Source organism: Rhizobium sp. BK251 (assembly GCF_004345245.1).
Taxonomy (GTDB): Bacteria; Pseudomonadota; Alphaproteobacteria; order Rhizobiales; family Rhizobiaceae; genus Rhizobium.
In genome coordinates, this window is sequence record NZ_SLUQ01000004.1 from 59,392 (window position 1) to 77,653 (window position 18,262).

Here is an 18,262-nt window from a genome sequence, read left to right on the forward strand (position 1 = left end):
CTCAGGGTGATCCGGCCTCTGCCGCAGCCCTTGCCCGCAATTCGCGGCGGATCACCTTGCCGCTCGTCGTCAGCGGCAGCGCGTCGACGAACTCCACCTCGCGCGGATATTCGTGCATGGACAGGCGCGTCTTCACCCATTCGCGGATTTCGGCCGCAAGCGCCTCGGAAGGCTGATGGCCCGGCGCGAGCACGACATAGGCCTTGACGATCTCCGTGCGCACGGGATCCGGCTTTCCGACCGCAGCGGCAAGCTGCACAGCGGGATGGCCGGCGAGGCAATCCTCGATCTCGCTCGGACCGATGCGGTAGCCGGAAGAAGTGATGATATCGTCGTCGCGTCCGATGAACTCGACGAAGCCGTCTGCATCCTGCCGTCCGAGATCGCCGGTCAGCAGCCAGTCGCCCGCGAATTTCGCCTCGGTCGCTTCAGGGTTCTGCCAGTAGCCGAGAAACATCACGGGATCCGGCCGGTGCACTGCGATCTGGCCGGTCTCCCCGATGGGTAGAACGCTGCCCCTCTCGTCGACGATCGCCACCCGATGACCAGGCACGGCGCGGCCGATCGCACCGGCACGGCTGACGCCGAGGCGGGCGCTGGAAGAAAGCACGAAATTGCATTCGGTCTGACCGTAGAACTCGTTGACCGTGACGCCGAGCGTCGCGCGCGCCCATTCGTAGGTCTCGCGCCCGAGCGATTCCCCGGCCGAGCCGATGGTCCTGAGGCTGAGGTTATATTTCTCGCGTGGCCTCTCCACGGATTTGAGGAGCCTCAGCGCCGTCGGCGGAATGAATGCGTTGCGCACGCCCATCTCCGCCATGATGCGAAAGGCCATGTCGGCATCGAATTTCTGCGCCGGGGAGGAAACGACCGGCACGCCGAGCATGAGGCTCGGCAGAAGCGCATTCAACAGGCCCCCGGCCCAGGCCCAGTCGGAAGGCGTCCACAGCTTGTCGCCCGGCTGCGGAAAGAACTCATGGGCGAACTGCATGCCGGGAATGTGGCCCGGCAGGACGCGGTGGCCGTGCAGTGCACCCTTCGGCGGGCCGGTGGTCCCGGAGGTGAAGATCATCAGCGCCGGATCGTCCGGCCGGGTATCGACGGCCGGAAAGGCGGACGCATGCGCAGATACGAGTTCCTGGAAGCCCGGCGCTTCGCCACCGTCGATGCTGATGATGTGGACGAGATCCGGCAGGCGGTCCCTGATCTGCTGCAGCCGCGCGAGCCCGAAGCGGTTCGTGACGATTGCGCTGGCGCCCGCTATGCGCAGCCGGTATTCGAGGGCTTCGACGCCGAAGAGAAGCGCAAGCGGCAGGGCGATGGCGCCCATCTTGTAGATCGCGACATGCGCGACCACCGTTTCGAAACTCTGTGGCAGCAGCAGCGCGACGCGCTCGCCGGCCTTGATGCCGAGGGAGACGAGCGCATTGGCGAAGGCCGCCGACCCGGCGGAAAGCTCGCCATAGGTCATCGAGAGGTGATCGCCTGTCGGGCTGAAATGCTCGAGGCAGACGCGATCCGGCTCGCGTTCGGCCCAAGCATCGCTGACGGCAACGCCGATATTGAAACGCTCAGGAATATCCCAGGAGAAATCGCGGTATAGCGCGGCGTAACTCTGGCGGGCGGGCAATTGCATTCATGTAGTCCGGTGGTCGCTAGGCGCAGCTAACACTCTCATGTCGGCTTAGGCAATACGCCGCCGCCACGCCATGCGGGAGGCGGCAGTCTTTAGCAATACTTCATGGCTCTTTGTCCATATTGCGGCTAATCACCCGAGTAGTTGTCCGATAGATTGCAGCGAAGCGCCGTTGCCGCTTCGCTGCAATAGCGCCGGCATTCACGAAGGAGAACGTCCTATGGAATATGTAAAGCTTGGTTCGACGGGCCTTGAAGTTTCTCGCATTTGCCTCGGCTGCATGACCTACGGCACCCCGGACCGTGGCAGTCACCCCTGGACGATGGGCGAAGAACTGAGCCGCCCGCTGATCAAGCAGGCCATCGAGCTCGGCATCAATTTCCTCGACACGGCCAATACATATTCCGACGGCTCCTCGGAGGAGATCGTCGGGCGTGCGATCAAGGATTTCTCGCGCCGCGAGGCTATCGTCCTCGCAACCAAGGTCTACAACCGCATGCGCCCCGGCCCGAATGGCGCAGGCCTTTCCCGCAAGGCGATCTTCGACGAGATCGACAACAGCCTGCGCCGCCTCGGCACCGACTATGTCGACCTCTACCAGATTCATCGCTGGGACTACACGACGCCGCTCGAGGAGACGCTGGAGGCTCTGCACGACATCGTCAAGGCGGGCAAGGCACGTTATATCGGTGCCTCCTCCATGCATGCCTGGCAGTTCGCCAAGGCGGTCTATACACAGCGCCTCAACGGCTGGACGCAGTTTGTCAGCATGCAGAACCACCTGAACCTGCTCTATCGCGAGGAAGAGCGCGAGATGCTCCCCTTCTGCGCGGATCAGAAGATCGGCGTAATTCCGTGGAGCCCGCTGGCGCGCGGGCGGCTGACCCGCGACTGGGACGACAACACCGCGCGCATCGAGACGGACGAGGTCGGCAAGAGGCTGTACACGCACACAGCCGACGCCGATCGCAAGGTCGTCGATGCGGTTGGTGCGGTGGCGAAGGCTCGCGATCTTCCGCGCGCACAGGTCGCCACGGCCTGGATCCTGCAGAAGAGCGTCGTGACCGCTCCGATCGTCGGGGCCTCGCAGCCCAATCATCTGAAGGACGCGGTGGCCGCGGTTTCGGTCAAGCTGAGCCCCGAAGAGGTGGCAGCGCTCGAAGCACCCTACGTTCCGCACCAGGTTGCGGGTTTCAATTAAACGCTGTCGAAGGACGAAGGTCGCAGGCGGGTCCGCCGCCTGCGACCGGGCAGTTTCAAGCCGCGCAGCGGGGGTGATCCCGCAATCCACGGTATCGCGGCTTGCGGCTTATCACGAGCCGGTCACAGTTGCGCTCTAACAAGCATCTGTCTCCCTCCGCGTGCAGGATCCTCGCGATGACCACCATTCCCTTCGAGCCCAATCGCTTCCGTTCGACCGCCGCCTATTACACGCGCTATCGGGTTCCCTATCCCGATGCATTGATCGAGAGAATTGCGGATCGCGCCAAGCTCAGGCCTGGTGGCAGGCTCCTCGATCTCGGCTGCGGCCCCGGCCAGCTCGGCATCGCCTTTGCCCGCCTCACGGGCGCCGAGGTAATCGGCCTGGACCCGGAACCGGAAATGCTCGCTGCGGCCGCCGAGGATGCGCGGCAGGCGAATGTGGCGATCACGCTGCGACAGGGCTCCTCCTACGATCTTGAACCGGATCTTGGCCGGCTGCACATGACGGTGATGGGCCGCTCCTTTCACTGGATGGACCGTACCGCGACGCTGGAGGCGCTTGATCGTCTCATCGAGCCCGGCGGCTCGGTCGTGCTCTTCCACGACCGGCATATCAGCTCCACCCCGGATTGGCGCTCGGTCGTCAATCAGCTCGCCGAGACCTATTCGCCGGAGAAGAACGCCGACCGCGAGAGACGCCGCAGCCCCGACTGGATACCGCATGAGGCGGTGCTGATGCGCTCGCCATTCTGCGATCTCGAGCGCATCGGCGTGCTGCGCGAGCGCGAGCTCGATATCGACGACATCGTCGGGCGCGCCTACTCGACCTCCGTGACCTCCCCGCAGGCGCTTGGCGACAGGGCCGAGGATTTCGAGGCCGCGCTGCGGGCCGAACTCCTGCGTCTCGCGCCGGAAGGTCGCCTGACCGAGATCGTCGAGGTCAACGGATTGATCGCTTTCCGCGGCTGAGACGACGGCAGCCACGGGAATTTTACTTGGGCGGCGTGTTTTCGCTTTTAATGATGTGCGTCATCAAATATAAAATGATGGCCGTCATCTATTTCCCGCAAGGAGGCAGCCATGTCAGCCCATGACCCCGTCGTGATCGTTTCCGCCACCCGCACCCCGCTCGGGCGTTTCCAGGGAGCCCTCTCGGGCCAGGCGGCACCGGAGCTTGGCTCCCTGGTCATCCGCGCGGCACTCGAAAGGGCGCATCTGGCGCCGGAGCGCGTCGACGAAGTACTCTTCGGGTGCGTTCTGCCCGCCGGACAGGGACAGGCGCCGGCTCGCCAGGCGGCCCGTGGCGGCGGCCTGCCCGATGCCGTGGGCGCGACCACCGTCAACAAGGTCTGCGGCTCTGGAATGAAGGCGACGATGCTCGCCCACGACCTGATCCTTGCCGGCTCGGCCTCGATCGCGGTCTCCGGCGGCATGGAGTCCATGTCCAACGCCCCCTACCTTCTCGCAAAGGCTCGGGGCGGCTACCGCATGGGCCACGATCGGATCTTCGACCACATGATGCTGGACGGGCTGGAGGACGCCTATGAAAAGGGGCGCTCGATGGGCGACTTCGGCGAACTTGCGGTCGAGGCCTATCAGTTCACCCGTGACGACCAGGACGCCTATGCGGTCGAAACGCTGACGCGAGCCCGGCACGCTGTGGAAACAGGCGCGTTCACCGCCGAAATCACCCCCGTCACCATCTCCGGCAAGGGCGGCGAGACTGTCGTGCGCGACGACGAGCATCCGCTGAAGGTCTCGCCGGAAAAGATACCTTCGCTGCGTCCCGCCTTCCGGCCCGACGGCACGATCACTGCTGCAAGCGCCTCGGCCAATGCCGACGGCGCGGCGGCGCTCGTGCTCACCCGCCGCTCGGTCGCAGAACGCGAGGGCCTGCCGATCCTTGCCGAGATCAAGGCGCATGCCACGCACTCGCAGGCACCGGAATGGTATACGACCGCGCCAATCCCGGCGATCCGCAAGGTTCTGGAAAAGAGCGGCTGGAACGTCGGTGACGTCGATCTCTTCGAGATCAACGAGGCCTTCGCTGTCGTCGCCATGGCCGCCGCACGCGAACTCGGCATCGAACGCGACCGGCTGAACGTCAATGGCGGCGCCTGTGCGCTCGGCCACCCGATCGGCGCGACAGGCGCCCGCATCATCGTGACGCTGCTTCACGCGCTGGAGCAGCGGGACCTTCGAAAGGGGGTCGCGGCGCTCTGCATCGGTGGCGGCGAAGCAACCGCGATCAGCATCGAGCGCGTGCAATAAGAGACGGAGCCATAAGCGCGGGATTTCCGGTCTTCCTCGGGATCCGTCGGGTATCCGGCGAGGCCTATGCGCTATCGGGAAGGAGCTGGCGGCGTGTGCCCTTCAGGAACATTTCGGCGTCTTCGGGATCTTCAACCACGCGCGCAAGGATCACTGCGCCCATGATGGCCGACAGTGTCGAGAAGGCGTTTGCCCGACGCTCCTCGGCACTTTGGCCGGGGACAATGCCCTCGAGGAGATCGACGAGGCGGACGAGCCCCTGCGAGAATGTATCGCGCACCGGGCCGGTCTGACGGCTCACCTCCTGCATCATCGATGCAAAAATGCAGCTATCCCCGTGCTCCAGGACATTTCGCTGGGAAAGATAATGGTCGAGCAAGGCAGCAAGCGGCCTTTCCGGCGCCGAGGCGATGATCGCCTTCCAGCGCTCTTCCACCCTCACTATGAGGCCGCGGCTCACCTCGAAGGCCAGGTCGTCCTTCGAACCGAAATGGCCGTAGAACCCGCCATGGGTGAGCCCGGCAGCTTTCATGATGTCGGCGACACCGATGCCGTCGAAGCCGTTCTCGCGAAACAGCACGCCCGCCACTTCAAGGATCTTCTGCCGGTTCTCGGCGAATTTCTCCCGGCTCACTCTCATCGCAATCTCCAAACACCCGCTTGACAGTTTATATGACATGCATCATCAATACGCAAGAAATATGACGCATATCATCTAAGTCTGGCCGTCCGGAGGGCAAGCGATTGCGATCCGGCGCAAGGGTGTGGTTTTCATTTCGTTTCGACGCTCCATATCCCCGAGCGGACTGGTTAGGTTCGACGATACGCGTGATATCCCGCCGCCGCTCGCTCTCAAAGCGGCGACGGTCCACAGACATCCGCGCCTTTGGCCGGCGCAGACAACCCTTTGGAAAGACTGATGGTTTCTACCGTTCTTGCCTCCAGCCTTGCACGGCGCAACGTCCACTATGGGTGGGTCGTGGTCGGCGCGACCTTTCTGACCATGCTCGTAACGGCCGGCGCGATGGGCGCTCCGGGCGTCCTCATCAAGCCGCTGCAGGACGAGTTCGGGTGGAGCACCTCCGCCATCTCCTCCGCACTTGCCATCCGCCTGGTTCTTTTTGGCCTGATGGGTCCCTTTGCCGCCGCCTTCATGAACAGGTTCGGACTGCGACCGGTGATCGTCTTCGCGCTGCTCCTCATCAGCGCTGGTTTCGTGGCTTCGCTCTTCATGACCGAGCTCTGGCAGCTCCTAGTGCTCTGGGGCATCGTCGTCGGCTTCGGCACCGGGCTGACGGCCATGGTGCTCGGGGCAACCGTCTCGACGCGCTGGTTCACCAAGAGCCGCGGCCTTGTCGTCGGCATGCTGTCGGCAAGCTCGGCCACCGGACAGCTCGTCTTCCTGCCGCTGATGGCGCAACTGACGGAGAACTATGGCTGGCGCGCGACCGTGATCTTCGTCTGCTGCATGATCGCGGTGACGGCGCTCGTCGTGCTTGCCGTCATGCGGGACCGTCCGGCCGACCTCAATCTGCCGGCGTACGGCGAGACTGCCGTCACGCCCGCCCCGGCGACGGGAACGGGCCTCGCTTCGCTCCTGCTCTCGCCGTTGATCGTCCTTCGCGACGTGTCGAAGACCTCGACCTTCTGGATCCTCTTTGCGACCTTCTTCATCTGCGGATTGAGCACCAACGGACTGATCCAGACCCATTTCGTAACACTCTGCGGCGATTTCGGCATCGTTCCGGTCGCCGCTGCCAGCGTGCTCGCAGTCATGGGCATCTTCGACTTCTTCGGCACCATCGGCTCGGGCTGGCTGTCCGACCGCTTCGACAATCGCTGGCTTCTCTTCTGGTACTACGGCCTGCGCGGCCTGTCGCTGCTCTTCCTGCCCTTCAGCGACTTCAGCTTCTACGGCCTTTCGCTCTTCGCCATTTTCTACGGCCTGGACTGGATCGCTACCGTACCACCGACCGTGAAGATCGCCGCGGACCGCTTCGGGCGCGAAAAGGCGGGTCTTGTCTTCGGCTGGGTCTTTGCCGGCCACCAGCTGGGCGCGGCAACCGCCGCCTATGGCGCAGGCCTCTCGCGCACCGAGCTTTCGAGCTATCTTCCGGCGTTCTTCATCGCCGGCGCCTTCTGCCTGCTCGCGGCGGTTCTCGCCATCACGTTGAAGAAATCGGGTGTTGCGGGCAGAGCACCCGCCATGGCCCATTGACGGCAACGTCGGGGCTGCAAGCGCGCAGCCCCGGCTCCATCCCGGAACGGGAATGGCAGGTGCCGATAAGTTCGCCGCCTGACTTGCATGCGCCGGCGCCGGCATGTTAGAGACGCCGCGCACCAGCTTCGTGCCCCATTGGCGGAATTGGTAGACGCGCTCGACTCAAAATCGAGTTTCGAAAGAAGTGCTGGTTCGACTCCGGCATGGGGCACCATCAAGCCGCGCGCGGAAAAATCCTAATATTCAGTTGTTCGCAGCCCCTTTCGTGGCGTGCGGAAAATCAATATTGCTGCGGACGCCAGGAGCGGCCGCAGTTCAAATCCAATGGCTTTTCGAGTTTCGGTTACTCGCCCTTGCGGGCGAGCGCGATGACATGCTCTTCGGCGAGATCGGCGATGGCTATTGCAACTTCGGCTTCTCGCCAGCCAGAGGCGACGGCGCTGTTGATGAGATCCTTGAAAGCCAACTCCATGACCTCTTCGCAATCGTGAGGGCGGTTGGGGTGGCCGGCGGCATATTTGGGGGAGCGGATGTTTGTCATGGCGGGAGAATGGCCGATTTTTTTACACGCACAAGTGAATGCTTAACGACTGGTTAAAGATTAAGGTTTACGCCGCAAACCCTGCTTTCTGGCGCCCCGCGCGCCGGTCCCGAAATGCCACATCTTCGCAGCGATGACGGCCGGGATCATGTCCCTGTCCCATTTTGGTGAGACCGCCGCATTACAAGGAAAAGCGCGTCCAAAGCGGCGGTCTCTGGCCATCAGCCCGCCTGTATTACCGCACCGCAACATGCAATAGTCAACGGCGTAGGGCCTCATCTTTTCGATGAATGCCACTCGTCCACAGTGTTTCAAAACGGGATTTGCGAGGTCAGGAGAAAGGCGAAAAAAGCTACGCCTCCGGCCGGCGCGGCCGCGCGAGTACCACCATGGGTGGTCCGGTCAATCTTCGACTTCGCCGAGGATCGATGCGATGAAAAGCAGGCCGAGGGCCGCGATCAAGCCGAAATCGAACAGGGAATAGTGCTGAAGCCAGCTCATCTTCTCCTCCTCCGCCAAGATCATAACAGAATCAGCGTCTTTTCGCCAGAAAGACGTTCTCGACGCCGGTCGGCGGAGCGCTTCCCCTCACGGAAATTTTTCCGTTCCGCGCCGAGCCCGGCAAGCTCGGGGATTTACAGCGCGGCTTTGCCCCCCTATTCCTGTGCACCGCAACAAGGGAAGAAGCATGCTACGACGCCTTTATGATTGGACCATGTCGCTGGCCGGACGCAAATCGGCCGAAATCTGGCTCGCCGTCATCGCCTTCGTAGAAAGCTCCGTTTTTCTGGTTCCAGCCGACGTCCTCTACCTGCCGATGGCGCTTGCCCGGCCGGAACGCGCCTATCGCTACGCGCTGGTGGCGACCGTCGCCTCGGTCCTCGGCGGCATTGCGGGCTGGGCGCTCGGCTACTACGCCTTCGAGGCGATCGCCAAGCCGATCCTCGAGTTCTACGGAAAGCTCGACGCCTTCGACCAGCTGCGTTCCTACGTCAACTACGAGACGATGGTCCTGCTTCTGGTCACCTCGGGACTGGCGCATCTGCCGCCGATCAAGGTCGTGACGATCCTCGCCGGCGTCGCGCATATCAGCCTGCCGCTGTTCATCATCTCGGCGATCATTGCCCGCGGCGCCCGGTTTTTCTTTCTCGCCTGGCTGCTGCAGCGCTATGGTGACTCCATCCGCCACTTCATCGAAAAGCGCCTGGGCCAGATCGTCGGCGTCGTGGCGGCCGTCGTTCTCGCGCTCTATGGCGCCTATCGCCTGCTGGCGCACTGAGCGGCACGGAAACCTTCTAGGAGCATCTCCATGGCACAGACGTCCCTGCCCGCCCGACCCGGCTTCGGCTATTCCGTGCTGCTCGCGCTTGGCATGGCGGCCACCGTCGGCACTGCTCTCGGTTTCCAATACATCGGCGGCTATATCCCCTGCGCACTCTGCCTGCTGCAGCGCCAGCCCTATTACTACGGCATCCCGGTCGCGATTCTCGCGGCGCTCTCCGCCCTCCTCGGTCTTCCCTCCTGGATCACCCGCGGGCTGCTTGCCATTGCAGGCATCCTGATGGTCGTCGGCGCGGGCATGGGGGTCTATCACTCGGGCGTCGAATGGCACTTCTGGGCCGGCCCCGCGACCTGCTCCACGTCCGCAAGCAGCATGACCTCAAACGCCGGCGACCTGCTCGGCGAACTGAACAGCGTGAAGGGCCCGTCCTGCACCGACGCGGCGCTGCGTGTCCTCGGCCTCTCCTTTGCCGGCTGGAACGTCATTGCGAGCATCATTCTTGCCGCGATCGCTTTTGCGGGCGCGCGCAAGGCTGCCTGAAGAAGCGCTAGAGCGTCAGGGCTGCAGTTCGGTATCCCAGTAGAGATAGTCGAGCCAGCTGTCGTGGAGATAGTTCGGCGGGAACAGACGGCCGTTGTTATGGAGGTCCTGCACGGTCGGCTGGTATGGCTTCTGGGCCGGGAACATACCGGCCTGTTTCGGCAGCTTGCTGCCCTTCCTGAGATTGCAGGGCGAACAGGCCGCGACGACGTTTTCCCAGGTCGTCTCGCCGCCATGCGCACGCGGGATGACGTGGTCGAAGGTCAGGTCGTCATGCTCGCCGCAATACTGGCACTCAAAGCGATCGCGCAGGAACACGTTGAAGCGGGTGAAGGCCGGATTGCGCGACGGTTGAACGTAAGTCTTGAGGCACACGACGCTCGGCAGCTTCATGGAGAAGCTCGGCGACGATACGGAATGTTCGTACTCGGCGATGATGTTTACACGGTCAAGAAAAACCGCCTTGATCGCGTCCTGCCAGGACCACAGCGACAAGGGGTAGTAGCTCAGAGGCCGGTAGTCAGCGTTCAGAACGAGCGCCGGCAGGGCCTGTGGTGAGACTGCAATCGTCAAGGAGCCCTCCTGATCGATTCGGCATCTGCATCTGTATATTAGGCCGGTTGTTACAGGATTGTGAAGTCCAATAAATTCAGTGTATAGCGGCAAAAAGGCGGGCGCTGCCAATCAACCAATCGGGAGCACGTCGCGGCGCAGTTTCGCGGCATAGTACGCCCAGAAAAGCCTCGCGGCGACGGAGCGCCACGGGCTCCATCCTTCGGCAAGAACGGAGAGCACCTTCGGCTCGGGCCGCGCCTCGAGGCCGAGGCCTGCGCCGACAGCATTCTGCAGGGCGACGTCGCCGGCCGGGAAAATGTCGGCATGACCACCGCAGAACATCAGGTAGACCTCCGCCGTCCATGGGCCGATTCCCTTGATAGCGGTAAGCGCAGCGCGCGCTTCCTCCGGCGGTTTCAGCAAGAGCGACTGGAGATCGAGGCTGCCGGAAGCGACCGCGAGTGCCACGCGCGACAGCGTGTCGGCCTTGCCGCGCGAGAGGCCGAATTCGCGCCACGCCTCGGAATGCAGGGCCGCATAGGCCTCGGCCGTCAAGGCTTCGCCCTGCCCCTGCATCCTGCCCCAGATTGCACCGGCGCTGGCGCGCGACACCATCTGCGACACGACGATATGGGCAAGGCCGGCAAAGCCAGGCTCGGCAAGCCGAAGGGGCACCGGCCCGGCCTCCGAGACAATCTGCCGCAGCCGCGGATCGAGCCCGACCAGTGCCTCCAGGCCTTCCTCGATGTCCATCTCGTTCCGGATAATCCGCATGAATGCCTTCGAAACTCAATCTTGGCCCGAAGGCCGAATCCGTGGCAGAAGAAAGCATGATCGCCCCCGCCCGTCAAAAGCCGGTCTTTCGATTCGCGCCGAGCCCCAACGGGCCGCTGCATCTCGGCCACGCACTCTCCGCCTTCCTCAACCATGACATGGCGCGCGCTGCCGACGGCAGGCTTCTCCTTCGCATAGAAGACATCGACCAGAGCCGCTGCACACCCGAATTCGAAGCCGCGATCTATCGGGATCTCGAATGGCTGGGCATCGACTGGGAGAAGCCTGTGCGCAGGCAATCGGAGCACTTTGCCGAATACAGCTTTGCCCTGCGGCTGCTTGCGGATCGCGGGCTCGTCTATCCGTCCTTCATGACCCGCGGCGAGGTCAAGGCGCGCGTCGCAGCTTTCGAGGCGGATGGAAACATATGGCCACGGGACCCGGACGGGTCGCCACACTACCCGCCTGATGACCGGGAGCGGAGCACCGAGGAACGCCTGCGGCTGCTCGATACCGGAATGAAGCATGCATGGCGGCTGGACATGCGCCGCGCGATTGCAGAAGTCCCTGCCGGTGTCTCCTGGAACGAAACCGGCGACGGCGACAGGGGCACGATCGTCGCCGATCCCGCCATATGGGGCGACGTGGTGCTCTCGCGCTCCGATGCGCCCTCGAGCTATCATCTCTCGGTCGTGCTCGACGATGCGCTGCAGGGCGTCACCAATGTCGTGCGCGGGCTTGACCTCTATCACGCGACGTCGGTGCATCGGCTCCTTCAGGTGCTGCTCGGCCTGCCGCAGCCCAGCTATCACCATCACCGGCTCGTGCTCGGGCCTGACGGCAAGAAGCTCTCGAAGAGCCTCGGGGATACCGGCCTCGCCGAATTGCGGGGCGAGGGCGTCTCAGCGGCGGATGTTCGTCGCCTTGTCGGCCTCTGAGCGCCGTGCCGCAGCGGCGTTCTGCGACGAGGAAAGCCCGCGCGCGAAGAGCCTGAGGACACGGAACTTCAGGAGCGCCGCATTGAGCTCTGCCCCAAGCAGGAAAATGACCCCGATCATGTAGAGAAACACCAGCACGATCATGACCGAGGCGAGGCCCGCATAGGTCGCCGTATAGTTTGCGAAGGTGGTCAGATAGTAGGCGAAGATGAGCGCGCCGGCGAACCAGCATATCAGCGTGAAGAGCACACCCGGGATCACATCGAATATCCGCCGCCGCGCCGCAGGTAGCCAGAGATGGACGATGAGCAGCCCGGCCGTCAGCACGAAGAGCGTGCCGTAGATACGCCAGCTGAAGACGACTTCCAGGATGTCCGCAAGCCAAGGCAGCCACTGGCGCGCATAGGCAAGCGCGAGCGGCACGGCCACCAGCATGATGCTGATCGCCGCAAAGATCAGCACCGCGATAAGGACATAGCCGAGGCTCGCCAGGCGGGTGAGATACCACGGCCGCGTCTCCGCGACGCGATAGGCGCGGTTGAGGGCGATGCGGAGAGCTTCCACGCCGTTGGAAGCGAAATAGGCAGCGAGCAGCACGGATACGGTGAGCAGGCCGCCGCGGGGGATCGTGAGGACTTGCAGGACCTGGTCGGCGAGCGGCTTGGCGATCGCCTCCGGCCAGGTATCGAAGATGAGGTGGATCGCCGTTGCCGAAAACTGGTCTGCTCCGAGAAATGTCGCAAGCGCAGTGCCGAAGATCAGGAAAGGGAAGACCGCAAGCAGGCTCGAAAGTGCCACATGGCTTGCCATTGCCCAGCCGTCGTCTTCCGTGAAGTGGCAGAATGCGTCATATGCCACTTTGTAGAGCGTACGGAGTATCGTCGGCATTCCACCTCGCCTTGTCTCGACCGGGTCGATTGTGTCCTCGGCCCGAATATGGGAAACGACTTCCTCTTTGTACAGGAATCAATCGATGGCGGATCAACGCACCATCATCGTGACCGGCTGCTCCTCCGGCATCGGCGCCCATTGCGCACGTGCCCTGAAGGCCGCGGGCTGGCGCGTCTTTGCCACCGTGCGCAGGGCCGAAGACCTTGCGCCGCTCGAGAGGGATGGCATCGAGGCGCTGACTATGGACTATACCGAGCCGGAGAGCATATCCGCACTCGTTGCCACGGTTTCCGAACGCACCGGCGGACGCATCGATGCCCTCTTCAACAATGGTGGCTATGGCCAGCCCGGCGCCGTCGAGGATATTTCCACGGACATGCTGCGCGCCCAGTTCGAGACAAACGTCTTCGGCTGGCACGAGCTCACGCGGCAGGTGATCCCGTTGATGCGCCGGCGCGGCAGCGGCCGCATCGTGCAATGCTCCTCCATCCTCGGGATCGTGCCCTACCGCTTTCGCGGCGCCTATGCGGCCTCCAAGTCTGCTGTCGAGGGACTGAGCGTGACATTGCGGATGGAACTTCAGGGCAGCGGCATCCATGTCAGCCTGATCGAGCCGGGTGCGATCGCCTCGCGCTTCACGGCGAACGCGCTCACCCATATCCGCGATATCGACATGGAAAACTCGCCGCACGCTGCCGACTACCGGCGCCAGATCGCGCGGTTGAGCGGCACCGGCCCGGTCAACCGCTACAAGCTCGGCCCGGAAGCAGTCTACGCCGCGCTCGACCATGCGTTGACGGCGAGAAATCCGAGGCCGCATTATGTGATAACGACTCCGGCAAAACAGGGTATACTCTTGAAAAGGTTACTTCCGGCCGGGCTGCTCTACCGCGTCCTGCGGTGGGTGGATTGATACCAGGGGCTCAATTTTTCATGTCCACCTTTACCTATATTCTCGCAATCATCGTCATGGGCCTCGTCGCGATCGTCCTGATCCGCGGCCTGTTCAACATGATGAAGGGCGGCGACGCGAACCTTTCCAACAAGCTGATGCAGTTGCGCGTGCTCCTGCAGGCAATCGCCGTCATTCTCATCATGCTGACACTGTGGCTGACCGGCGGCGGGCGGCCATCCTGAGGCGGGGCATTCATGGTAAAGCTGAACAGGATCTACACCAAGACCGGTGATGACGGCACGACCGGCCTTGTCTCCGGGCCACGGCGGCTCAAGCACGACCTGCGGGTCGAGGCCTATGGCACCATCGACGAGGCGAACTCCTGCATCGGTGTCGCGCGGCTGCACACGGCGGCGATGGGCGAACTCGATGAGATGCTGATGCGCATCCAGAACGATCTCTTCGATCTCGGTGCCGATCTTGCGACACCGGACACCGGCAAGCCGCTCGACTATGAACCGCTGCGCATCGTCGAAGCACAGGTCGCCCGTCTCGAACGGGAAATCGACGTGCTGAACGAGCGCCTCGAGCCGCTGAAATCCTTTGTGCTGCCCGGCGGAAGCCCCGCCGCAGCCCATCTGCATCTTGCCCGTACCATTGCGAGACGCGGCGAACGGCAGATGGTGGCTCTCGCCCGAACGGAAGGCGAGCAGGTCAGTCCGGCCGCGTTGAAATACATCAACCGGCTTTCCGACTTCCTCTTCGTCGCAGCCCGCCACGCAAATGATGACGGCAGGGCGGATGTGCTTTGGGTGCCGGGGAAAAACAGGTAAGGTCCCGCCGCAAGCTCGCCGGGAGTAGGACCTGATGTTCATACCGCTGCACGATACCAATTCGCTCAAGCATATCCGGCTGCAATATGTGACGCTGGCGCTGATCGGCGCGAACATCGTTATCTGGTTCCTGACGGGCGTCATCGCAACCGTCCCTGTATACCAGGCTGCGGTCGTAGGCCTCGGCTATATCCCGGCCGTCGCTTTCGACTATGCCGAGCTCGCTCCCGGCCTTGCCATCGTGCCGGAAGCGGCCACCTATGTGACTTATTCCTTCCTGCACACCGGCTTCTTCCACCTTGCCGGCAACATGCTCTTCCTCTGGGTCTTCGGCGACAACGTCGAGGATGCGATGGGCCACCTGCGTTTCCTCGTCTTCTACCTGCTGTGCGCAGTGGCCGCCGCTCTTTTCCACGGCTTGCTCGGGCCTGTGTCGGAGGCGCCGCTGGTCGGCGCGTCCGGCGCGGTCTCGGGCGTCGTGACGGCTTACCTCATGCTGCATCCGCGCGTGCGGGTCTGGGTGCTCGTCTTCTTCCGCATCCCGCTGCCGCTTCCCGCCTTCATCCCGCTGCTCCTCTGGATCGGCCAGCAGTTCCTGATGCTGTTGATCGATCGCGGCGGGGACGTTTCCTGGGGTGCCCATGCCGGCGGCATCATTGCGGGCGCAGTTCTCGTGCTCGTCCTGCGCCGGCCGGGCGTGCCGCTCTTCGACCGGCGCCTTGTGACGCCGAGGGCGGCGCAGGTCCACACCTCAACCTAATCCATCCCGGCCACAATTTGCCTTTATGCGTCATGACGACGTTGTAATTGGGGGAAAAACGCGTATCCATGTCGCCAATCGACAATCGGATAGGCGTCAAACAGCGCATTTTCCTGCAGACAGTTTTGAAGGAAGGGCCTCATGAAGATACTCGTTCCCGTGAAGCGGGTGGTTGATTACAACGTGAAGATCCGCGTCAAGCCGGATGGTTCGGGCGTGGAACTTGCGAACGTCAAGATGTCCATGAACCCCTTCGACGAGATCTCCGTTGAAGAAGCGCTACGCCTGAAGGAAGCCGGCAAGGCCGAGGAAGTGGTCGTCGTGTCGATCGGCCCGGCAAAGGCCGAAGAGACGCTGCGCACTGCGCTCGCCATGGGCGCCGACCGCGCCATCCTGGTCGAGACAGACGACGCCGTCGAGCCGCTCGCGGTCGCCAAGATCCTCAAGGGTGTGGCAGACGCCGAGAAGCCGGGCCTGATCATCGTCGGCAAGCAGGCGATCGACGACGATTCGAACCAGACCGGCCAGATGCTCGCGGCCCTGCTCGGCACCGCGCAGGCGACGTTCGCCTCGAAGGTAGAGATCGGCGACGGCAAGGCGACGGTTACCCGCGAAGTCGACGGCGGTCTACAGACCATCGATATCAAGCTTCCGGCCGTGGTTACCACGGACCTGCGCCTCAACGAGCCGCGCTACGCCTCCCTGCCGAACATCATGAAGGCCAAGAAGAAGCCGCTCGACAAGAAAACGCCTGCCGATTTCGGCGTTTCGACAGCCGCGCGCCTCAAGGTGCTGAAGACCGAGGAACCCTCGGGCCGCAAGGCGGGCGTCAAGGTGAAGTCGGTCGCCGAGCTCGTCGAAAAGCTCAAGACCGAAGCCGGCGTCCTCTAAGGTCAAGACAAGGGAGATATCATCATGGCCATTCTTCTTCTGGCTGACCACGACAACAACCACCTCTCCGACCAGACCGCCAAGACGCTGACGGCAGCTGCCAAGATCGGCGGCGACGTGCATGTGCTGGTCGCCGGCAAGGGCGCCAAGGCTGCTGCCGATCAGGCCGCCAAGCTTTCCGGCGTCTCGAAGGTCCTGCTCGCCGAGAGCGACGAGCTTGCCCACAATCTCGCCGAACCGCTGGCAGACCTCATCGTCTCGCTGGCCGGTTCCTATGAGACCATCATCTCGGCCGCGACCTCGGTCGGCAAGAACGTCATGCCGCGCGTCGCAGCCCTGCTTGACGTCGCCCAGGTCTCGGAAATCATCGAGGTCGTCTCGCCCGATACCTTCAAGCGTCCGATCTATGCCGGCAACGCGATCCAGACGGTGCAGGCGACCGACGCCAAGAAGGTCATCACGGTCCGCACCGCCGCCTTTGCGGCCGCGGCCGAAGGCGGTTCCGCCGCCGTCGAGGCGATCCCGGCCGTCTCCGGTCCGGGCCTTTCGACCTTCGTCAAGGATGCGCTCTCGACCTCCGACCGCCCGGAACTGACCTCGGCCAGGATCATCATCTCCGGCGGCCGTGCGCTCGGCTCGGCGGAGAAATTCAAGGAAGTCATCCTGCCGGTCGCCGACAAGCTCGGCGCTGCCGTGGGTGCCTCCCGCGCCGCCGTCGATGCCGGCTACGCCCCGAACGACTGGCAGGTCGGCCAGACCGGCAAGGTCGTCGCCCCACAGCTCTACATCGCCTGCGGCATTTCCGGCGCGATCCAGCATCTCGCGGGCATGAAGGACTCCAAGGTGATCGTAGCGATCAACAAGGACGAGGAAGCGCCGATCTTCCAGATTGCCGACTATGGTCTGGTCGCCGATCTGTTCGAGGCGCTGCCTGAATTGCAAAAGGCGCTCTGAGCATACGCACCGTAGTTTTTCGCATCTGCGAATGACTGGAAAATTATCCGTTATCGGTCTATCACTCTTGCCGGGCAAACCTTTTGCCCGGCATATTATTTTTAAATGATGCAGCCGTGCCTTGGGGTGCGAGCAGCCTGGGGAGTTGGCGATGAGTGCGGTGCTGAAGTCTATCGGTATTGTTGGCGCGGGCCAGATGGGATGCGGCATCGCCCATGTTTCAGCTGCTGCGGGCTACAAGGTCCACATCTACGACCTCAACCAGGAGCGCATCGAATCCGGGCTCGCCACCATCCACGGCAACCTCGCCCGGCAGGTGGCGAACGGCAAGATGACGGAAGAGGAGCGCAAGGCGACGCTCGCCCTCATCAGCGGCTCGACCGACCTCAACGATTTCGCGCCGATGGACCTCGTCGTCGAGGCGGCGACCGAAGACGAGACGGTCAAGAAGAAGATCTACACGCTGGTCTGTCCGGTTCTGAAGCCCGACGCCATCCTCGCGACCAACACCTCCTCGCTTTCGATCACCCGGCTTGCCGCGGCCACCGATCGTCCGGAACGCTTCATGGGCATTCATTTCATGAACCCGGTGCCGGTGATGAAGCTCGTGGAACTGGTGCGGGGCATCGCCACCGACGAACCGACCTTCGAGGCCGCCAAGGCCTATGTCGCATCGCTCGACAAGACCGCCACTGTGGCGGAGGATTTTCCGGCTTTCATCGTCAACCGCATCCTGCTTCCGATGATCAACGAGGCGATCTACACGCTTTACGAGGGCGTCGGCTCGGTCGACGCCATCGATACGGCGATGCGGCTTGGTGCGAACCATCCGATGGGCCCGCTGCAACTTGCCGATTTCATCGGGCTCGACACCTGCCTTTCGATCATGCAGGTTCTGCACGACGGCCTGGCGGACTCGAAGTACCGCCCCTGCCCGCTGCTCGTCAAATATGTCGAGGCGGGCTGGCTCGGCCGCAAATCCGGCCGCGGCTTCTACGACTACCGCGGCGAAGTACCGGTTCCGACGCGCTGAAGCGTCAGAGAACGCCGTCGCATCCGCACGGCTGAACCCACACC

The 18,262-nt window shown here is 63.2% G+C and carries 20 protein-coding genes and 1 tRNA gene; 15 read left to right on the plus strand and 6 right to left on the minus strand.

From position 1 onward, the window contains the following. Position 1 precedes the first annotated feature (1 nt). Entirely contained in the window at positions 2–1,636 is a 1,635-nt protein-coding gene (locus tag EV286_RS10300; RefSeq protein ID WP_132956954.1) for an AMP-binding protein, read from the minus strand. Between the two features lie 220 nt (positions 1,637–1,856). Between EV286_RS10300 and EV286_RS10305 the strand changes: the two genes are divergently transcribed. The 3 genes from EV286_RS10305 to EV286_RS10315 all read left to right on the plus strand — a co-directional run bounded on the left by EV286_RS10305 (position 1,857) and on the right by EV286_RS10315 (position 5,110). Beyond that, complete coding sequence (locus EV286_RS10305) at positions 1,857–2,837, plus strand: aldo/keto reductase (RefSeq protein WP_132956955.1); 981 nt, start codon at positions 1,857–1,859, stop codon at positions 2,835–2,837. Positions 2,838–3,013: 176 nt separating this feature from the next. After that, positions 3,014–3,808 (plus strand): methyltransferase domain-containing protein, encoded by a 795-nt coding sequence (locus EV286_RS10310; protein WP_132956956.1) that lies wholly within the window; start codon positions 3,014–3,016, stop codon positions 3,806–3,808. A gap of 111 nt (positions 3,809–3,919) precedes the next feature. Continuing rightward, complete coding sequence (locus EV286_RS10315) at positions 3,920–5,110, plus strand: acetyl-CoA C-acyltransferase (protein WP_132956957.1); 1,191 nt, start codon at positions 3,920–3,922, stop codon at positions 5,108–5,110. A 64-nt stretch (positions 5,111–5,174) separates the two neighbouring features. Here EV286_RS10315 and EV286_RS10320 read toward each other — a convergent pair whose 3' ends face one another. After that, positions 5,175–5,750 carry a TetR/AcrR family transcriptional regulator gene (locus EV286_RS10320; protein ID WP_132956958.1) on the minus strand — a complete coding sequence of 192 codons (576 nt, stop codon included), beginning with the start codon at positions 5,748–5,750 and terminating at the stop codon, positions 5,175–5,177. Positions 5,751–6,029: 279 nt separating this feature from the next. On the opposite strand from EV286_RS10320, the gene EV286_RS10325 reads away from it, so the two are divergent. Beyond that, a complete protein-coding gene (locus EV286_RS10325; RefSeq protein WP_132956959.1) occupies positions 6,030–7,328 on the plus strand; it encodes an MFS transporter in 1,299 nt (432 codons plus the stop codon). A gap of 132 nt (positions 7,329–7,460) precedes the next feature. Beyond that, positions 7,461–7,545, plus strand: a tRNA-Leu gene (locus EV286_RS10330). Between the two features lie 129 nt (positions 7,546–7,674). Here the strand turns inward: EV286_RS10330 and EV286_RS10335 are convergent. Beyond that, entirely contained in the window at positions 7,675–7,872 is a 198-nt protein-coding gene (locus EV286_RS10335; RefSeq protein WP_132956960.1) for a hypothetical protein, read from the minus strand. Positions 7,873–8,560: 688 nt separating this feature from the next. Between EV286_RS10335 and EV286_RS10340 the strand changes: the two genes are divergently transcribed. Together EV286_RS10340 and EV286_RS10345 are read left to right on the plus strand one after the other, a co-directional pair. Further along, positions 8,561–9,151 carry a YqaA family protein gene (locus EV286_RS10340; protein WP_132956961.1) on the plus strand — a complete coding sequence of 197 codons (591 nt, stop codon included), beginning with the start codon at positions 8,561–8,563 and terminating at the stop codon, positions 9,149–9,151. 30 nt (positions 9,152–9,181) lie between these two features. Continuing rightward, positions 9,182–9,694 (plus strand): disulfide bond formation protein B, encoded by a 513-nt coding sequence (locus EV286_RS10345; protein ID WP_132956962.1) that lies wholly within the window; start codon positions 9,182–9,184, stop codon positions 9,692–9,694. 15 nt (positions 9,695–9,709) lie between these two features. Here EV286_RS10345 and EV286_RS10350 read toward each other — a convergent pair whose 3' ends face one another. Together EV286_RS10350 and EV286_RS10355 are read right to left on the minus strand one after the other, a co-directional pair. Next, a complete protein-coding gene (locus EV286_RS10350; RefSeq protein WP_132956963.1) occupies positions 9,710–10,267 on the minus strand; it encodes an HNH endonuclease in 558 nt (185 codons plus the stop codon). A 111-nt stretch (positions 10,268–10,378) separates the two neighbouring features. Next, the gene (locus EV286_RS10355) at positions 10,379–11,023 is read right to left on the minus strand and encodes a DNA-3-methyladenine glycosylase (RefSeq protein ID WP_132956964.1); all 645 of its coding nucleotides are present in this window, start codon (positions 11,021–11,023) and stop codon (positions 10,379–10,381) included. A 56-nt stretch (positions 11,024–11,079) separates the two neighbouring features. Between EV286_RS10355 and gluQRS the strand changes: the two genes are divergently transcribed. Then, positions 11,080–11,961: a tRNA glutamyl-Q(34) synthetase GluQRS gene (gene gluQRS, locus EV286_RS10360; RefSeq protein ID WP_132957509.1), complete on the plus strand. Its 882-nt coding sequence runs from the start codon at positions 11,080–11,082 to the stop codon at positions 11,959–11,961. Here gluQRS and EV286_RS10365 read toward each other — a convergent pair. Next, a complete protein-coding gene (locus tag EV286_RS10365) occupies positions 11,926–12,849 on the minus strand; it encodes a YihY/virulence factor BrkB family protein (RefSeq protein WP_132956965.1) in 924 nt (307 codons plus the stop codon). The two genes, gluQRS and EV286_RS10365, sit on opposite strands and share 36 nt — an antisense overlap. 85 nt (positions 12,850–12,934) lie before the next feature. On the opposite strand from EV286_RS10365, the gene EV286_RS10370 reads away from it, so the two are divergent. The 7 genes from EV286_RS10370 (at position 12,935) to EV286_RS10405 (ending at position 18,218) form a co-directional block, all read left to right on the plus strand. After that, the gene (locus EV286_RS10370) at positions 12,935–13,765 is read left to right on the plus strand and encodes an SDR family oxidoreductase (protein WP_132956966.1); all 831 of its coding nucleotides are present in this window, start codon (positions 12,935–12,937) and stop codon (positions 13,763–13,765) included. 20 nt (positions 13,766–13,785) lie between these two features. Next, positions 13,786–13,989 (plus strand): twin transmembrane helix small protein, encoded by a 204-nt coding sequence (locus EV286_RS10375; RefSeq protein WP_132956967.1) that lies wholly within the window; start codon positions 13,786–13,788, stop codon positions 13,987–13,989. Positions 13,990–14,001: 12 nt separating this feature from the next. Beyond that, entirely contained in the window at positions 14,002–14,580 is a 579-nt protein-coding gene (locus EV286_RS10380) for a cob(I)yrinic acid a,c-diamide adenosyltransferase (protein ID WP_132956968.1), read from the plus strand. A 34-nt stretch (positions 14,581–14,614) separates the two neighbouring features. Continuing rightward, entirely contained in the window at positions 14,615–15,340 is a 726-nt protein-coding gene (locus EV286_RS10385) for a rhomboid family intramembrane serine protease (RefSeq protein WP_132956969.1), read from the plus strand. A 141-nt stretch (positions 15,341–15,481) separates the two neighbouring features. Then, complete coding sequence (locus EV286_RS10395) at positions 15,482–16,231, plus strand: electron transfer flavoprotein subunit beta/FixA family protein (protein WP_132956971.1); 750 nt, start codon at positions 15,482–15,484, stop codon at positions 16,229–16,231. 24 nt (positions 16,232–16,255) lie between these two features. Continuing rightward, the gene (locus EV286_RS10400) at positions 16,256–17,185 is read left to right on the plus strand and encodes an electron transfer flavoprotein subunit alpha/FixB family protein (protein WP_132956972.1); all 930 of its coding nucleotides are present in this window, start codon (positions 16,256–16,258) and stop codon (positions 17,183–17,185) included. A 151-nt stretch (positions 17,186–17,336) separates the two neighbouring features. Continuing rightward, entirely contained in the window at positions 17,337–18,218 is an 882-nt protein-coding gene (locus tag EV286_RS10405; protein ID WP_132956973.1) for a 3-hydroxybutyryl-CoA dehydrogenase, read from the plus strand. The last annotated feature ends 44 nt before the right edge of the window (positions 18,219–18,262 follow it).

What these genes read in the sequence shown, in the direction of transcription:
- EV286_RS10335 (WP_132956960.1), bottom strand. Translation starts at nt 7,872, where the DNA reads ATGACAAACATCCGCTCCCCCAAATATGCCGCCGGCCACCCCAACCGC.
- EV286_RS10340 (WP_132956961.1), top strand. Translation starts at nt 8,561, where the DNA reads ATGCTACGACGCCTTTATGATTGGACCATGTCGCTGGCCGGACGCAAA.
- EV286_RS10380 (WP_132956968.1), top strand. Translation starts at nt 14,002, where the DNA reads ATGGTAAAGCTGAACAGGATCTACACCAAGACCGGTGATGACGGCACG.
- EV286_RS10355 (WP_132956964.1), bottom strand. Translation starts at nt 11,023, where the DNA reads ATGCGGATTATCCGGAACGAGATGGACATCGAGGAAGGCCTGGAGGCA.
- EV286_RS10345 (WP_132956962.1), top strand. Translation starts at nt 9,182, where the DNA reads ATGGCACAGACGTCCCTGCCCGCCCGACCCGGCTTCGGCTATTCCGTG.
- EV286_RS10395 (WP_132956971.1), top strand. Translation starts at nt 15,482, where the DNA reads ATGAAGATACTCGTTCCCGTGAAGCGGGTGGTTGATTACAACGTGAAG.
- EV286_RS10315 (WP_132956957.1), top strand. Translation starts at nt 3,920, where the DNA reads ATGTCAGCCCATGACCCCGTCGTGATCGTTTCCGCCACCCGCACCCCG.
- EV286_RS10375 (WP_132956967.1), top strand. Translation starts at nt 13,786, where the DNA reads ATGTCCACCTTTACCTATATTCTCGCAATCATCGTCATGGGCCTCGTC.
- EV286_RS10310 (WP_132956956.1), top strand. Translation starts at nt 3,014, where the DNA reads ATGACCACCATTCCCTTCGAGCCCAATCGCTTCCGTTCGACCGCCGCC.
- EV286_RS10370 (WP_132956966.1), top strand. Translation starts at nt 12,935, where the DNA reads ATGGCGGATCAACGCACCATCATCGTGACCGGCTGCTCCTCCGGCATC.
- EV286_RS10300 (WP_132956954.1), bottom strand. Translation starts at nt 1,636, where the DNA reads ATGCAATTGCCCGCCCGCCAGAGTTACGCCGCGCTATACCGCGATTTC.
- EV286_RS10405 (WP_132956973.1), top strand. Translation starts at nt 17,337, where the DNA reads ATGAGTGCGGTGCTGAAGTCTATCGGTATTGTTGGCGCGGGCCAGATG.
- gluQRS (WP_132957509.1), top strand. Translation starts at nt 11,080, where the DNA reads ATGATCGCCCCCGCCCGTCAAAAGCCGGTCTTTCGATTCGCGCCGAGC.
- EV286_RS10365 (WP_132956965.1), bottom strand. Translation starts at nt 12,849, where the DNA reads ATGCCGACGATACTCCGTACGCTCTACAAAGTGGCATATGACGCATTC.
- EV286_RS10385 (WP_132956969.1), top strand. Translation starts at nt 14,615, where the DNA reads ATGTTCATACCGCTGCACGATACCAATTCGCTCAAGCATATCCGGCTG.
- EV286_RS10305 (WP_132956955.1), top strand. Translation starts at nt 1,857, where the DNA reads ATGGAATATGTAAAGCTTGGTTCGACGGGCCTTGAAGTTTCTCGCATT.
- EV286_RS10320 (WP_132956958.1), bottom strand. Translation starts at nt 5,750, where the DNA reads ATGAGAGTGAGCCGGGAGAAATTCGCCGAGAACCGGCAGAAGATCCTT.
- EV286_RS10400 (WP_132956972.1), top strand. Translation starts at nt 16,256, where the DNA reads ATGGCCATTCTTCTTCTGGCTGACCACGACAACAACCACCTCTCCGAC.
- EV286_RS10325 (WP_132956959.1), top strand. Translation starts at nt 6,030, where the DNA reads ATGGTTTCTACCGTTCTTGCCTCCAGCCTTGCACGGCGCAACGTCCAC.